Here is a 14570-nt window from a genome sequence, read left to right on the forward strand (position 1 = left end):
CACCAAGTCCCCAGGAGGTCCAGTGCCCACCACCGCCACCACGGCGCCGCTCTACGCGATCAAGGCCGAGCTCTTCCGCTCGCTCGCGCACCCCACCCGCATCCAGGCCCTCGAGGTGCTCAGCGCCGCACCCCACCACGAGGCCCCCGTGTCCGACCTGCTCGCCGCGACCGGTGTCGAGGCCTCGGTCCTGTCCCAGCACCTCGCGGTCCTCAAGCGCGCAGGTGTGGTGGAGTCGTCGCGCACGGGCAACACCGTCGTCTACCGGCTGAGCCGGCCCCTGGTCGCCGAGCTGCTCGTCGTGGCACGCGCCTTCCTGCGCGAGACCCTCGACGCGTCCGGCCGCCAGCTCGCGGCTGCGGACGAACTGCCCCCGCTCCACGGGGAGAGCGAACGGACCGGACAGTGAGCCGGGCGGGTCGCTCGGTACGCGACCTGCTGCCGTCGCGATCCGACGTCGACCTCCGGCCGAGGACGCTGCGCTCCGACCTGCTCGCCGGGATCACGGTCGGCGTGGTCGCCCTGCCCCTCGCGCTGGCCTTCGGCGTGAGCGCGGGGGTCGGCCCCGGCCCCGGCCTCGTGACGGCCGTGGTCGCGGGCATCGTGGCCGCTGTGTTCGGCGGCTCGCGCGTCCAGGTCAGCGGGCCGACGGGCGCGATGGCCGTCGTCCTGGCCCCCATCGTCGCCCAGCACGGCCCCGCGGCCGTGCCGCTCGTCGCGATCCTCGCGGGCGTCGTCGTGCTCCTGGCCGGGGTGACGCGGCTCGGCCGGGTCGTGACCTTCATCCCGTGGCCCGTGGTCGAAGGGTTCACGGCCGGGATCGCCGCGATCATCTTCCTCCAGCAGGTTCCCGCCGCCCTGGGCGTCACGGGCGCGGTGGGCGGCAACCCGCTCCGCGTGGCCGTCGACTCCGCCGTCGTCGCGTTCGGCGACGGCCCGACCGCCCTGTGGACGCTCGGGACGGTGGCGCTCGTGGCCGTCGTGATGCTCGTCCTCCCCCGCGTCGCGCCCGCACTGCCCGCCTCGCTCGTCGCGGTCGTGCTCGCGACCGTCGTCGCTCAGCTCGTCGACGCACCCGTCGCACGCATCGGCGCGCTCCCCGACTCCCTGCCGCTGCCGTCCCTGCCACACCTCGACGCCGGGATGCTGCGGTCGCTGATCGGCCCCGCGGTCGCTGTCGCGGCGCTCGCCGCGATCGAGTCCCTCCTCTCGGCCCGCGTCGCCGCGGCCATGCCGTCCCCCGAACCGGCCGGGCGGCGCGGGGCGACCGGGAGCGCGGCCGTGCCCGACGACGCGACCCACCGCTACGACCCCGATCGGGAGCTCGTGGGCCAGGGGCTCGCGTCGATCGCGAGCGGAGCGTTCGGCGGCATGCCCGCGACCGGGGCCATCGCCCGCACCGCGGTCAACGTGCGCGCCGGGGCCCGCACGCGGCTCGCGGCCGTCGTGCACTCGGTCGTGATCCTGGGCGTCATCTACCTCGCGACCGGCCCCGTCTCCGCCATCCCGCTCGCCGCGCTGTCCGGGGTCCTCATGGTCACCGCGGTGCGCATGGTCTCGGTCTCGACCCTCCGGGCCGTGCTGACCTCGACGCGCGCGGACGCCGTGGTGCTCGTCGTGACAGCGGTCGTGACCGTCGCGGTCGACCTCATCGAGGCCGTGCAGATCGGGCTGCTCGTCGCGGCCTTCTTCGCGCTGCGCTCGGTCGCGAAGGCCGCCGCCGTGCACCGCGAGCCCCTCCCCGGCCCGGCCCGTCCGGGCGACGAGCACATCGCGCTCTACCGGCTCGACGGCGCGATGTTCTTCGGTGCCGCCGACCGCATCCACGCGCAGATCCGGGACGACCAGGACGCCCTCGTCGTCGTCCTGCGGCTCTCGCACCTGCGTCTGGTCGACGCGACGGGCGCGCACGCGCTCGGGGAGCTCGTCGCGGACCTCGAACGCTCGGGCGTCACGGTCCTGGTCAAGGGCATCCAGCCCGCCCACCTGCCCGTGCTCACGCGCGTCGGCGTCCTCGACGAGCTGCGCCACGAGAGGCACCTCTTCGAGGACCTCCCGCCCGCGATCGAGCACGCACGTTCGCACGTCGCACGGGCCCAGGAGGCGGCCCCCGACGGGGAGTCCCGAGCAGCGCTCAGCGGTTGACGTCGAGCGTCAGCAGCACCGTGACCGTGTCGCCCAGCTCGACGTCCTCCGCCGCGCGGACCCGGTCCTTGAGCGGGACGACGTACAGCCCGTCCTTGGCGAACAGGGACGTGGTCCACATCGTGTCCCCGATGCGCGCCGAGACCGGGATCATGCCCCAGCCGTAGGTCACGAGCGACGCGACCTCGCGGATGCGCGTGCTCTCGGCGTCGGGCACTGACACGAAGTGGAACGGCGCGGGTCCGCGCCAGTGCCACACCTCGCCCACGGCCTCGATCTCCATCCGCCCAGCATCGCCCCTGCACGCCGAGCCCGCACCGGTGCGCGGCCGCCGGGTGCCCGCGGGCACCGGGGCTGGCAGACTCTGCCTCCATGACGCCCGACCTCGCCATGCTGCGCGACCTCGTCGAGTCGACCCCGGAGATCCGGCGGTGGCCGGGGACCGGGGCCCCGAAGAGCTGGGTCCGGGCGGCCGAGACCCGGGTGGGGCGGCTCCCGGCGTCGTACCGCTGGTGGCTCACGGAAGCTCGCGCGAGCCGCGTCGGGCATGTGGACGTCGCGTCCCTCGCGGACCCGGGGCACGTCGCGGAGGCGGACGACGCCCTCACCGCCGGGTGGCGCTTCACCGGCGACAGGTTGTGCTTCGCGAACGAGCCCGACGGCGCGGAGACCTTCTCGTTCGCTCTCGACCGCACCGATGCCGGCGGTGAGCACCCCGTCGTGCGCGTCGACGGCATCGACGGGTCCGAGGAGGTCGTCGCCGAGACGTTCGCGGGGTTCGTGTCCGTGCAGGTGGCCCTGCTGCGCGGCCTGGGCGACGGGCCGAACCCCACGATCGCCGAGCTCTGGCGCTCGACGCCGGGCGTGCTGCGACCCGACGGCCTCACGGTCCACGGCCCGCACCGCTTCTCCGAGGCCAACGCGGCGCACGACGTGCCGCACCTCGCACCCCGCTGGGTGCTGGTCGGTGAGGACGGTGAGGGGGCGGGTCTGTTCATGCGGCGTCACGGCCGCGACCGGACGAGCCTCCACCGCCTCGACCTCGCGACGTTCGCAGAGTCGCGCCCCGGTGAGGGCGGGTCGCGCATCGAGGCCGACGGCGAGGTCGTGACGACCGACCTGCTCGGCTGGCTCGGCCTGCTCGGCGGCGGCCCCGCCGCCTGAGGGCGCCGCGCGGGACAGGTCGGTCGTCGTCGGGCCGACGACTGACCGCAGCCGCCTAGCGTCTCGTCGCGGCCGCCACCGCTCGATCGAACGCGCCCGCGAGCGCCTCGCGCACCGCGTCCGGTTCGGCGGGCGCGCACCGTGACGCCACGGTCGCGGCCAACGCGGCGAGGTCGCGCTCGGGGCCGCCCAGGACGTTGCGCTGCGTGAGGATCACCGGCCGCCCCCAGGCGACGCGAGGTCGGGAACGTTCTGGTCGAGCAGGTCCGCGAAGGTCTCCGCGAGGACGTACCGCTCCCCCGTGTCGTGGTCGGACGTCACGACCGGCCCGTCGTCCGTGACGACGAGCGGGCTTCCCGACCCGTCGAACCCGATCACGAGGCCTTCCTCCGCGACGTCCCAGCCGTCCCTGCGAAAGGTGCGCGTCAGGGTCGCGACGTCGGTGTCCTCGAGCAGCGGGGCGTTGCGCAGCCCGTGGACGGGGACACCCACGAAGCAGCCGCCGTGCCGCTCGACGAGCTCCACGTAGCCCGGGTCGAGAGCTACCCCGAGGCCGCGCACGGCCTCCTCGAGCCGGGCGCACGTCGCGGGCTCGCCCGCACCGTAGAGGGCGACGGCCGCGTCGAGCCGGGCCAGGAGGTCGGGTGGGAGCGCCATGCCGGCCACCGTAGCCGCGGGGTGGGACACCCTGCCCGACGGCGCCGCTCACGCAGGTGCGTGTGTCACCGGCGAGCGTGACGATGAGGCGACACGTCCCGCCCCTGACCCGCGAGGTGCACCATGACCAGGTTCGTCGTCGACGCCGGCACCGCCCTGCGACTCGTCGCGGAGGACGCCCAGGTCCCGGACGCCCACGGGCTGCTCGCCCCGACGCTCCTGCGGTCGCAGACCCTGTCAGCGCTGCACGAGGCCGTGCACCACGGCGACCTGACGGCCGCGGTCGGGCGCGAGCGCCTGGCGCAGGTCGGCCGCCTCCCGGTCAGGTTGTTCGGGGACGCCGTGCTGCGTCGCACGTCGTGGAAGGTCGCCGACGAGCTGGGCCTGGCCTCGACGTACGACGCCGAGTACGTGGCCCTCGCCCGGCTCCGGGGCATCGCGCTCGTGACCGCGGACGCCGACCTGGCCCGTGCCGTCGTCGGGGTGATCGAGACCGCGCCGTACGAGGCGCTGCTCGGCGGGGAGGCATGAGCGGCGGCCGTCGGTCGGGGGACGAGCCTCAGGAGCCCTGCGCCGCCTGGCGGTCGAGCGCGCCGATGCTCGCCTCGACGATCTGCGCCTGCGCGTCGGCGCGGCTCGTGGTCGGCCGACCGTCTCCCGGTTGCTCGCCGTAGTCCGCGAAGAAGGCGTGGACGCCCCCTGGTACCTCGACGAAGTCGGCGGTGGCGGGCAGGTCGGCGCGGGACGCCTCGATCTTGTCGGGCGTCGTCAGGCCGTCGCTCGATCCCCACACCGAGGTCACCTCGACGTCGGCCGCGCTCATGTCACCCGACGGGTACGACGCGTGCAGGAGCAGGCCCGTGACCTCGTCGTCGTGCGCGGCGGCGAACGACGCCGCGACGACCCCGCCCAGGGAGTGACCGCCCACCGCCCAGGTGTCGACCTCGTCGAACGCTGCCATCGCCGACGCCGACTGGTTCGGCGACGTGAAGGCGATGCCCAGCGGTTCCTTGAGAGCCACGACCAGGTACCCGGCCTCGGCGAGCGGGCGGAGCACGGCGGCGGTCGCACGCACGTCCACCCGGGCGCCGGGCGAGTAGACCAGGCCGGTCGTCGCCGCACCGTCCTGCGGGACGAACGCGATCCAGCCCGCCTCGTCGCGGACCTCGACCGAGCCGTCGCTCTCGAGAGCTGCGAGCGCGGGCGCCGTCGCGGGGAAGGGTCGGAGCCACACGACGGCCGCCGCCAGGACGACCAGGAGGGCGATCCCGACACCCGCTGCGACCCCACGCAGGACCCGGCGAGCCCGCGGTCGCCGTGGCGACGGACCACGATCACGTCGGCGGGCACCCAGGAGGGCCGCGGCGAGCACGAGTAGACCCGCGACCACGCTCGCTCCGAGGACCGCAGCGAGAGACCAGTGCTGGTGGCGGACGGTGTCGCCGGTCGTCGCGACGACCCAGACGGGCGCTGCGACCAGCGCGACCCCCAGGACGACGAGCAGCAACCGCCCGAGGGTCGTGGCAGGAGATGACCTGGGCGGGACGGGCGGATCTGCCTCGGTACCCGATGCCGCGCTCGACGTGTTCACCGGTGCTCCGCACTTCTCGACGACGCCGCAGGGGCTGGGCGTCCGTCACGCTAGCAGCAGCGGGCTCGGCGACGAGGTCGGCAGCGTGCGGGACGACGCCTCCTCTGGACACACTGGTCCGGGCGCGCGCGATGAGTTCCGGGAACGCCCAGGGTCTACCCCGACGACACCACGAGACGGGCCGCGAGCAGACCGGGCCGCTCGAGCTCGACCGACCGAGAGGCTCCGCCATGACCGACATCGAGACCCGCACGCTCGAGGCGCCGGGTGCGACCGTGACCTACGACGTCCGCGGCGACCTGAGCGCCGCCACCCCCGAGGTTCCCGCGCTGCTGCTCATCGGCTCGCCCATGGGGGCCGACGGGTTCGGCACGCTCGCCTCGCACTTCACCGACCGCCCGGTCGTCACGTACGACCCCCGCGGGGTCTCGCGCAGCGTCCGGCCCGACCCCGGGTCGCCCGTCCGCCCCGAGGACCACGCCGACGACCTGCACCGCGTGATCGACGCCCTGGGCGTCGGGCCCGTCGACATCATGGCGAGCAGCGGCGGTGCGATCAACGCGCTCGCCCTCGTGGCCGAGCATCCCGAGCAGGTACGGACCCTCGTGGCCCACGAGCCGCCGTCGGGCCCTGCGCTGCCCGACCGCGACGCCGCGCTCGCCGCGGTCCAGGCCGTGGCGGAGACCTACCGGACCCAGGGGTTCGGCGCCGGCATGGCGCGGTTCATCGCCCTGACGAGCTGGGAGGGGCCGCTCCCCGACGACGTCACCGAGCTCCCCGCGCCGGACCCGGCCGCGTTCGGCTTCCCCGCCGAGGACGACGGGAAGCGCGACGACCCGCTGCTGGGGCAGAACCTCATCTCCTGCACCCACTACGAGCCTGCGTACGACGCACTCACCTCGGCCTCGACCCGCGTGGTCCTGGCGGCGGGCGACGAGTCTGGTCAGCAGATGGCCGCACGCGCGGCGCGAGCCATCGCGAAGAACCTCGGCTCCGAGGCGGTCGCGTTCCCGAGCGGGCACGGCGGCTTCCTGGGCGACGAGTACGGGATGCCGGGCGACCCTGCGGGCTTCGCCGCGGCCCTGCGGACCGTGCTCGACGGCGACGGTCCGCGCTGAGGATCTCTCGGAGGGCGGCGGGCTCCCGCGAGGTGGGCCCGCCGCCTGGGTGAGCACCGTCGTCGGGCACCTGTCGCACCGCGTCCCCCAGATGCCAGCAGCGGCGACCGCGAGGACCATGGCCGCATGACGAACCTGCTGACCGCCGACCCGCCGCCCGACACCGTGGCCCGACGCATCGGGCGCATCGCGCTCGGCCTGAGCCTGGTCTTCGCCGGGATCGGGCACCTGACGTTCTCGCGGGACGAGTTCCAGGCCCAGGTCCCCGACTGGTTCCCGGTCGACGAGGACGTCACGGTCCTCGCGTCGGGGGCCGTCGAGATCGCGCTCGGCTCGTCGCTCATCGTGCTCTCGCGCCGACGCGTCGCGGTGGGGCTCGTCGCGGCCGCGTTCTTCGTCGTGATCTTCCCCGGGAACATCGGTCAGTGGCTCGAGCACAAGGACGGGTTCGGGCTCGACACCGACGCCAAGCGGCTCGGGCGGCTGTTCTTCCAGCCCGTGCTCGTCGCGTGGGCGCTGTGGTCGACGGGCGCGTTCAAGGCGCTGCGCACGCCGCGGGACTGAGGAGACCTACCTGTGCGACGCAGCGTCCCCCGACACCGCGGGCATGCCCAGCGCGGCGTCGACGAGCGTCTCCGCCGCGGCGCGAGCGCGCGCCGCCACGGCAGGGTCCCCCGAGATCGCGGCGGTCGTCTGCGCTCCCTCGGCGAGGATGACGAGCTGACCTGCGAGCGCGGGAGGGGCCCCGACGTCGTCGACCAGTCGCGCGACGAACTGCTCGAACGAGGCCTTGTGCGTGCGGACGGCGTCGGCGACCGCAGGGTGGGTGGTCCCGAGCTCGCCGAACGCGTTGATGAAGGCGCACCCGCGGAAGTCGTCGGCGCAGAACCAGTCGGCGAGGTAGTCGTAGATCGCGAGGAGCCGGGCGCGCGGGTCCGGCTCGCCCTCGACGCGCTCGGTGATCCCCCGCTCCCACTGCTCGTGCTTGCGCGCGAGCACGGCCAGGACGATGTCGTCCTTCGAGGGGAACGTCGCGTACAGGCGCCGCAGGGACACGCCCGACTCGCGGCGCAGCTCGTCCATGCCGACGGCCGCGTAGCCCTTGGCGTAGTAGAGGCGGTCGGCGGCGTCGACGATCTTCTCCCGGGCTTCCTCTGCAGTCATGCCCACCATCCTACTTGCACCGAGAACGATCGTTCTCTAGAGTCAGGACCAGCGGCGAGAACGATCGTTCTCACGCTCCAACCGTGAAGGGACGCATCATGGGCCAGATCACCTCCGGCAACGAGAACAGCACCCCCGTCGAGCTCTACTACGAGGACCACGGGACGGGGCAGGCCGTCGTCCTCGTCCACGGCTACCCGCTCGACGGGAACAGCTGGGAGCGTCAGTCGCGCGTCCTGCTCGACGCCGGGTACCGCGTCATCACCTATGACCGCCGCGGGTTCGGTCAGTCGAGCAAGGTCGGTACCGGTTACGACTACGACACGTTCGCGGCCGACCTCGACGCCGTCCTCGAGACCCTCGACCTGCGCGACGTGATCCTCGTCGGCTTCTCCATGGGCACGGGCGAGCTCGCCCGCTACGTCACGAACCACGGCCACGACCGCGTCGCCAAGCTCGCGTTCCTCGCCTCGCTCGAGCCCTTCCTCGTCCAGCGCGACGACAACCCCACTGGCGTCCCGCAGGAGGTGTTCGACGGGATCGCCGAGACGGCCCGTGCCGACCGCTTTGCCTGGTTCACGCAGTTCTACAACGACTTCTACAACCTCGACGAGAACCTCGGCGAGCGCATCTCCCAGGAGGTCGTCACCGCGAGCTGGAACACCGCGACCGGCTCGGCCCCCGTCGCCGCGTACGCCGTCGTGCCCACCTGGATCGAGGACTTCCGCGACGACGTCGCGGCCGTCCGGGCGAGCGGCAAGCCCGCGCTCATCCTGCACGGCACGGCGGACCGCATCCTGCCCATCGACTCGACGGGCCGTCCGTTCCACGCGGCCTTCCCCGAGGCCGACTACGTCGAGGTCGACGGCGCACCGCACGGCCTGCTGTGGACCCACGCGGAGGACGTCAACCGGGCGCTGCTCGCGTTCGTCCAGAAGTAGCCGTCGCCCCGCGCGGCGCACCGGGCCCCGTGGTCCGGTGCGCCGCGTCGGCGCGCGGGGTGGGCGACCGCCGGGCTACACGGTCGCGGGGAACGCCTTGCGCGCGACCACCACGACGACGAGCCCCACGAGCACCAGCGCCGCCCCCACGAACGGCAGCCACCCGGCGCCGTACCCCGCGAGCACCGCGCCACCGAGGGCCGCTCCCCCACCGATCCCGATGTTCGCGGTCGAGTTCACGAGTGCTCCCACGACGTCGGGCGACGCGCCGTGCGTCCGGATCGCGGCCGTCTGGAAGATCGACGCCACGCCGCCGAACCCCGCTCCCCACACCGCGGCGGCCACGAGCACCGGGGCGAGGGCGGGGAACGCGAGGCCCAGTGCGCACAGGCCCACCGTCAACGTCACCAGGACCACGAGGACCGTCCTGCGCGGCCGACGGTCGAGCGAGACCCCCGCGTACCAGGTCCCGACCAGCCCCAACGCGCCCAGCCCGAGCAGCACGGGTCCCACGCCCGCGACCGAGAGCCCTGCGGCCAGGAGCAGCACCGACACGTAGGTGTAGACCGTGAACTGACCCAGGTAGACGAGCGCGTTCGCGGTCGAGACCACCGCCAGGCGCGAACGTCGGGCAGCCTGCCCGTGACCGTCCCCCCGCGCGCCGCCTCCGCCCGCCACGGCCGGCAGGAGCAGCGCGACCAGCACCGTGGTGAGCGCGCAGACCCCGGCGAGGACCGCGAACGCGGTCCTCCAGCCCACGGCCGCGCCCAGCGAGGTCGACAGCGGCACGCCGAACACGAATCCCGCCGACGCCCCGGCGGTCACGAGCGCGAGCGCACGTCCCGTGAACAAGGGCTGCACGAGCCGCGCGCCGTACCCGATGCTCACCGAGAAGAACAGCGCGTGCGCGATCCCTCCGACGGCTCGCCCCGCCGCGACGACCGCGAACGACGGCGCCACCGCGACCAGGGCGTTGCTCACGGTGTACGCGACGAGCGTCCCGAGCAGCAGCCCCTTGCGCGGCAGGCGCACGGTCGCGAGCGTCAGGGGCACCGCGAGCGCGGCGACCATGAACGCGTAGACCGTCACGAGCAGGCCGGCGGTCGACTCCGTGACGTCCAGCTCGTCGCTCATCAGCGGCAGCAGGCCCACCGGGAGCAGCTCGGTCGTCACGGCGAGGAAGGTCGCGAGCATGAGCGCGAGGATCCCGCCGGCGGCGTCGCGCACGGTCCCCGGGCGCCAGCCGGGCCCGGTGGTCGGCGCAGCATCGGTCACCCAGGCATCTTGGCACGGCACGTCCCCCTCCTCGCGCCCCGAGGCAGGGACGGTGCCGCGAGGTCACACCTAGGGTGAGGAGCAGGACCCGAGGAGACGGGAGGCGCTCATGACCCAGGCCGTCCTGCTCGCCCTGCCGTTCCGTGACCGCTGGCTCGTGCAGAACAGCCGCCCGGCGCGTCCCGAGCCACGGGGTCGACCTCCTGGGCGAGCGGTACGCGATCGACTTCGTCGGCGTCGACGAGCGGCACCGCACGGCCGCGGCGCGTGACTGGCGCACGCTCGTCGCGACCGAGCCGCCCGAGCGCTTCGTCGCGTTCGGGCGCCCGATCCTCGCGCCTGCGGACGGTGTCGTGGCCCAGGTGCACGACGGCGAGGACGACCACGCGGCCCGTCGGTCCCAGCCGGCCCTCGTGCCCTACGCGCTCGGGGCCGCGGGGAGGCTGCGCGAGGGCGTGCACGCGGTAGCGGGGAACCACGTGACGATCGCGCTCCCCGGTGCCCGGGCGTACGTGTCGCTCGTGCACCTGCGACGCGGGTCGCTGCGGGTACGGGTCGGTGACCAGGTGATGACGGGGCAACCGCTCGCCGAGTGCGGGAACTCCGGGAACTCGACCCAGCCCCACGTGCACGTGCAGGTCGCCGACAGCCTCGACCTCACGGTCGCCCAGGGGGTCCCCGTCGCGTTCCGGGACTTCCGCGAGTGGCTCCGCGGCCGGGGCGAGCCCCTCGACCGGGTGACGGGCCTGCCGGGCGAACGCTCCGTCGTCGAACCCTTGATGCTCACCGGGACCTGAGGCGGACCGAGCGGGCCCGCCGGGACGCACAGGAAGCGTCGGCTAAACGCTTCACCCCCTGGCCCCCGGCACCTCGCCCTCCTCACCATGGGCCGGGTCCGCACGACCGTGCGGGCGACGCCGCCAGAGACGAGGACGTCCGATGAGCCGCACCCCCCTCCCACCCGACGCCGCCCCCGGGCGCCTCGCCCCCGTCGTCGCGGGCCTCACGACGGCCGCGCTGCTCGCGACCCTCGCAGCCGTGGGCGTCGGAGCCGCCGCGCGCACGGCCCACGCCGCCGAGACCCCGGGCATCCATGTCGCCGACGGGCGGGTCGTCGAGGGCGACGGCACCGACCTGGTGCTGCGCGGCGTGAACCACGCGCACACCTGGTTCACGGGCCAGACCTCGTCGATCGAAGCCATCAAGGACGCGGGCGCGAACTCGGTGCGCGTCGTGCTCTCGAGCGGCGACCAGTGGACGCGGAACACCCCCGAGGACGTCGCGCACATCGTCGACCTCTGCGAGGAGAACCGGCTCGTGTGCCTCCTCGAGGTCCACGACACCACGGGCTACGGCGACCAGTACGCGCCCGCCGCGGGCACGCTCGACCAGGCCGTCGACTACTGGGAGGACCTGTACCCCACGCTCGCGGGGACCGAGGACTTCGTCATGGTCAACATCGGCAACGAGCCGTTCGGCAACGACGCCGCGACCAACACGCGCTGGGGTGCCGAGACGTCCGCGGCGATCGGGCGCCTGCGAGACATCGGGTACGAGCACGCGATCGTCGTCGACGCCCCGAACTGGGGACAGGACTGGACGAACGTCATGCGGGCCGAGGCCGACGAGGTCTTCGCGTCCGACCCCGACGCCAACACGATCTTCTCGATCCACATGTACGGCGTGTACGCGCAGGCCTCGACCGTCACGCAGTACCTCGAGCACTTCGTCGACGCCGGGCTGCCGTTGATCGTCGGGGAGTTCGGCTGGCGCCAGACCTCGTCGGACGTCGACGAGGACGTCGTGCTCGCCGAGGCCGAGCGCCTCGACCTCGGGTGGCTCGCCTGGTCGTGGAGCGGCAACACCGACCCCTACCTCGACATGGTGCTGGGCTTCGACCCGGCGAACCCGAGCGCCTGGGGCACGCGCGTCATCGACGGGCCCGACGGCCTGCGGGACACCGCGGTCGAGGCGTCGTGGTTCGGCGGCACGGTCGAGCCCACCGAGGAACCCACGGAGGAGCCGACCGAGCAGCCCACCGAAGGGCCCGAGGACTGCACCGCGGCGCTGCGCGTCGTGGGCTCGTGGCCCGGTGGGTGGCAGGGCGAGGTCACGGTCACGGCGGGGGCCGTGTCGATCGCCGGCTGGTCGGTCGGCGTCCCGCTCCCCGCGGGGGTCTCGGTGACCCAGCTCTGGGGCGGGGTCCACACGGCCACGCCCGACGGCGTCGTCGTGACCCCCGCGGCCTGGAACGGGACGCTCGCGGCGAGCGCGTCCGCGACGTTCGGGTTCATCGGGACGGGCGCCGCGCCGTCGGGCAGTGCCGTGACCTGCGCGGGGTCCTGACGGGTCCGCCGGGCGCTCCTCGCGGGGAGCGCCCGGCGGGACGCGCAGGCTCGTGCCCGACGGCGCCACCCGGGTCAGGTTCCCGCCTCGCCCCGGACGCGACGAGTCTCAGGCCACGGGCTGGAGCCTGAACAGACGGACCACCCGGCCCGACTCCCGCTCGTAGGCGCGGTACCCCGGCCACTGCGCCTGGATGAGGTCCCACACGGCCTCTCGCTCGCCGTCGTCCTCGACGAGCGACGCCCGCACCCTCATGTCCCGGCCGCGCACCGTGATCGCGGCGTCGGGGTGCGCCAGGAGGTTGTACGTCCAGGCCGGGTGCCGGTCGCGCGCGAACGACGTCCCTGCCACGATCGCCCGGCCGTGGCCGTCGGGCGTGTACATGAGGTAGGTGCTGCGCGGCTCGCCCGACCGCGCTCCCGTCGTGTGCAGGACGAGCGAGGGCACGAGGATCGCGCTGAGCTGGAGCCGCCCGCCCGACGCACGGGCGAGCACCCGCTCGACCGGCGGCAGCGCGACCGGCGCGATCCTGCGGAAGACGCGCGTGCGCGTGAGCGGGGCGACGACCGACCGGACGACCTGCAGCAGGGAGGTCATGCCCCCATGATGGCCGCGACGGCTGCGGGGTGCGCGTCCGGGGTGGCTCGCTCGCGTGACCGGGCGCCTGGTCCGTCAGCGCGCGGCGTACTCCGCGTCGCTCACGTGCTCGAGCCACCTCGTGGTGGCCGCCGGGTCGTCGGCGTTCTCGAGCATCGCGAGGTGCTCCATGAAGTCGTCCGCGGTCGCGCCGTGCCAGTGCTCCTCGCCCGGCGGGCAGTAGACCGTCTCACCGGGACGCACCTCGACGACGGCCTGCCCGCGAGACTGGACCAGCGCCACGCCCGACACCACGTGCAGGGTCTGTCCCCTGGCGTGCGAGTGCCACGCGGTCCGCGCCCCCGGCGCGAAGCGCACGAGCGCGACGACCATGCGCTGCGACGGGTCCTGCGGCAGCGCGATCGGGTCGAGCCACACGTCGCCCGTGAACTGCTCGGGCGGGTTCTTGGTCGTCGCGGGCTTGGTCAGCTTCTGCATCAGAGGTCCTTCTCGGTGGGGGTGGTGGTCGGACGTCCCGTCGGCCCGGTGGTCGCGGCGGGCGCGTCGGCCCGCACCCCGTGGCCCTCGGCGGCCGTGCCGCCCGCCTCCGCGGCCCGCGTCGCGGCCCACGAGGCGAGGAGCTTGAGCCCGTCGTCGGACGGCGAGCCGGGGACCGCGGTGTAGACGTTGAGCTGCAGCCCGGCGTCCGCGGGCAGCTCCAGCGCCTCGTAGTCGAGCTCGAGCCGGCCCACCACGGGGTGGTGGAAGACCTTGGTCCCCGTCCGGTGGAGCCGCACGTCGTGCGACGCCCAGAGCCGACGGAAGTCCTCGCTACGGGTCGACAGCTCCCCGACCAGCGCGGTGAGCGCCGAGTCGAACGGGTTCTTGCCTGCCTCGGCCCGCAGGATCGCGACCGCGTCATGCGCGATCCGGTCGTACCGGTCTCCCCAGAACTCGCGCGCGGCGTCCGGGTCGAGGAACTGGAACCGGGCCGTGTTGACGGGTCTGTTCGCGATCCGCTCGGGCGAGTCGTAGATCGGCGCGTACAGGGCTCTGCCCAGGGAGTTCGTGCCCAGCACGTCGAGCCGACCGTTGCGCACGAACGCCGGCGCGCCGTCCATCGCGTCGAGGATCCGCTGGACGGCGGGCCGCAGGACCGGGGCCGGGGCGCGGCGGGCCCGCGACCTCGCGGCGCCCGACGCGTTGGCGGCTCGCGCCAGGTCGAACAGGTGGCGGTGCTCGGCCTCGTCGAGCTGCAGCGCCTGGGCCAGTGCCTCGAGCACCTCCTCGGACACCCCGCCGAGGCTCCCGCGCTCGAGCCGCGTGTAGTAGTCGACGCTCACCCCCGCGAGCATCGCGACCTCCTCGCGGCGCAGGCCAGGGACCCGACGGTTGGTGCCGTACGCGGGCAGACCGGCCCGGTCCGGGGTGATCCGGGCGCGGCGCGTCGTGAGGAAGTCGCGGGTCTCCGCCTTCAGGTCCATGCCTACGACGGTACGTCCAGGGTCGGGTCGCGGGGAGGTACTGGCGGTACCCGGGTACGGGCCCGGGACCACCGGGCCCTCGTGAGCCGGGTACCGGCAGGGCCTGCCA

General features: G+C 74.2%; 18 protein-coding genes. 9 read left to right on the forward strand and 9 right to left on the reverse strand.

All coding sequences use genetic code 11. The features are described 5' to 3' along the window. Positions 1–22: 22 nt before the first annotated feature. Positions 23–409: a helix-turn-helix transcriptional regulator gene (locus ACFWGN_RS02425; RefSeq protein ID WP_191801693.1), complete on the forward strand. Its 387-nt coding sequence runs from the start codon at positions 23–25 to the stop codon at positions 407–409. Then, entirely contained in the window at positions 406–2145 is a 1740-nt protein-coding gene (locus tag ACFWGN_RS02430; protein WP_377615533.1) for a SulP family inorganic anion transporter, read from the forward strand. Before ACFWGN_RS02425 ends, ACFWGN_RS02430 begins: the two co-directional genes overlap by 4 nt. On the opposite strand, the gene ACFWGN_RS02435 is transcribed toward ACFWGN_RS02430, so the two are convergent. Continuing rightward, the gene (locus ACFWGN_RS02435; RefSeq protein ID WP_377615534.1) at positions 2135–2428 is read right to left on the reverse strand and encodes a DUF1905 domain-containing protein; all 294 of its coding nucleotides are present in this window, start codon (positions 2426–2428) and stop codon (positions 2135–2137) included. The genes ACFWGN_RS02430 and ACFWGN_RS02435 overlap by 11 nt on opposite strands. A gap of 89 nt (positions 2429–2517) precedes the next feature. Between ACFWGN_RS02435 and ACFWGN_RS02440 the strand changes: the two genes are divergently transcribed. Continuing rightward, positions 2518–3309 carry an SMI1/KNR4 family protein gene (locus ACFWGN_RS02440; protein ID WP_377615535.1) on the forward strand — a complete coding sequence of 264 codons (792 nt, stop codon included), beginning with the start codon at positions 2518–2520 and terminating at the stop codon, positions 3307–3309. A 55-nt stretch (positions 3310–3364) separates the two neighbouring features. Here ACFWGN_RS02440 and ACFWGN_RS02445 read toward each other — a convergent pair whose 3' ends face one another. Both ACFWGN_RS02445 and ACFWGN_RS02450 read right to left on the reverse strand, forming a co-directional pair. Next, entirely contained in the window at positions 3365–3526 is a 162-nt protein-coding gene (locus ACFWGN_RS02445; protein WP_377615536.1) for a hypothetical protein, read from the reverse strand. Beyond that, positions 3523–3966: an SMI1/KNR4 family protein gene (locus tag ACFWGN_RS02450; protein WP_377615537.1), complete on the reverse strand. Its 444-nt coding sequence runs from the start codon at positions 3964–3966 to the stop codon at positions 3523–3525. Before ACFWGN_RS02450 ends, ACFWGN_RS02445 begins: the two co-directional genes overlap by 4 nt. Before the next feature lie 123 nt (positions 3967–4089). On the opposite strand from ACFWGN_RS02450, the gene ACFWGN_RS02455 reads away from it, so the two are divergent. Next, positions 4090–4497, forward strand: coding sequence for a type II toxin-antitoxin system VapC family toxin (locus tag ACFWGN_RS02455; protein ID WP_377615538.1), 408 nt, complete (start codon positions 4090–4092; stop codon positions 4495–4497). A 28-nt stretch (positions 4498–4525) separates the two neighbouring features. On the opposite strand, the gene ACFWGN_RS02460 is transcribed toward ACFWGN_RS02455, so the two are convergent. Beyond that, a complete protein-coding gene (locus tag ACFWGN_RS02460; RefSeq protein ID WP_377615539.1) occupies positions 4526–5473 on the reverse strand; it encodes an alpha/beta hydrolase in 948 nt (315 codons plus the stop codon). Positions 5474–5787: 314 nt separating this feature from the next. On the opposite strand from ACFWGN_RS02460, the gene ACFWGN_RS02465 reads away from it, so the two are divergent. Further along, positions 5788–6675, forward strand: a complete 888-nt coding sequence (locus ACFWGN_RS02465; protein WP_377615540.1) for an alpha/beta fold hydrolase — start codon at positions 5788–5790, stop codon at positions 6673–6675. A 126-nt stretch (positions 6676–6801) separates the two neighbouring features. Next, positions 6802–7239 carry a hypothetical protein gene (locus ACFWGN_RS02470; protein WP_377615541.1) on the forward strand — a complete coding sequence of 146 codons (438 nt, stop codon included), beginning with the start codon at positions 6802–6804 and terminating at the stop codon, positions 7237–7239. Between the two features lie 6 nt (positions 7240–7245). On the opposite strand, the gene ACFWGN_RS02475 is transcribed toward ACFWGN_RS02470, so the two are convergent. Then, entirely contained in the window at positions 7246–7839 is a 594-nt protein-coding gene (locus ACFWGN_RS02475) for a TetR/AcrR family transcriptional regulator (protein WP_191801712.1), read from the reverse strand. Between the two features lie 98 nt (positions 7840–7937). Between ACFWGN_RS02475 and ACFWGN_RS02480 the strand changes: the two genes are divergently transcribed. Beyond that, complete coding sequence (locus ACFWGN_RS02480) at positions 7938–8780, forward strand: alpha/beta fold hydrolase (protein WP_191801929.1); 843 nt, start codon at positions 7938–7940, stop codon at positions 8778–8780. Between the two features lie 75 nt (positions 8781–8855). Here the strand turns inward: ACFWGN_RS02480 and ACFWGN_RS02485 are convergent, their stop codons facing one another. Next, positions 8856–10055 (reverse strand): MFS transporter, encoded by a 1200-nt coding sequence (locus ACFWGN_RS02485; protein WP_377615542.1) that lies wholly within the window; start codon positions 10053–10055, stop codon positions 8856–8858. Positions 10056–10198: 143 nt separating this feature from the next. On the opposite strand from ACFWGN_RS02485, the gene ACFWGN_RS02490 reads away from it, so the two are divergent. Both ACFWGN_RS02490 and ACFWGN_RS02495 read left to right on the forward strand, forming a co-directional pair. Next, on the forward strand, positions 10199–10852 hold the full coding sequence (locus ACFWGN_RS02490; RefSeq protein ID WP_377615543.1) for a M23 family metallopeptidase: 654 nt from the start codon (positions 10199–10201) through the stop codon (positions 10850–10852). Positions 10853–10994: 142 nt separating this feature from the next. Next, positions 10995–12401 (forward strand): cellulase family glycosylhydrolase, encoded by a 1407-nt coding sequence (locus tag ACFWGN_RS02495; RefSeq protein ID WP_377615544.1) that lies wholly within the window; start codon positions 10995–10997, stop codon positions 12399–12401. A gap of 108 nt (positions 12402–12509) precedes the next feature. Here ACFWGN_RS02495 and ACFWGN_RS02500 read toward each other — a convergent pair whose 3' ends face one another. From ACFWGN_RS02500 to ACFWGN_RS02510, 3 genes are all read right to left on the reverse strand, one after another. Continuing rightward, the gene (locus tag ACFWGN_RS02500) at positions 12510–12998 is read right to left on the reverse strand and encodes a nitroreductase/quinone reductase family protein (RefSeq protein ID WP_377615545.1); all 489 of its coding nucleotides are present in this window, start codon (positions 12996–12998) and stop codon (positions 12510–12512) included. A gap of 75 nt (positions 12999–13073) precedes the next feature. Continuing rightward, entirely contained in the window at positions 13074–13475 is a 402-nt protein-coding gene (locus ACFWGN_RS02505; protein WP_377615546.1) for a cupin domain-containing protein, read from the reverse strand. Next, entirely contained in the window at positions 13475–14461 is a 987-nt protein-coding gene (locus ACFWGN_RS02510; protein WP_377615547.1) for a helix-turn-helix transcriptional regulator, read from the reverse strand. Before ACFWGN_RS02510 ends, ACFWGN_RS02505 begins: the two co-directional genes overlap by 1 nt. Between the last annotated feature and the right edge of the window lie 109 nt (positions 14462–14570).

This window comes from Oerskovia sp. NPDC060338 (assembly GCF_042726295.1).
In the GTDB taxonomy this organism is placed as follows: Bacteria; Actinomycetota; Actinomycetes; order Actinomycetales; family Cellulomonadaceae; genus Oerskovia; species Oerskovia merdavium.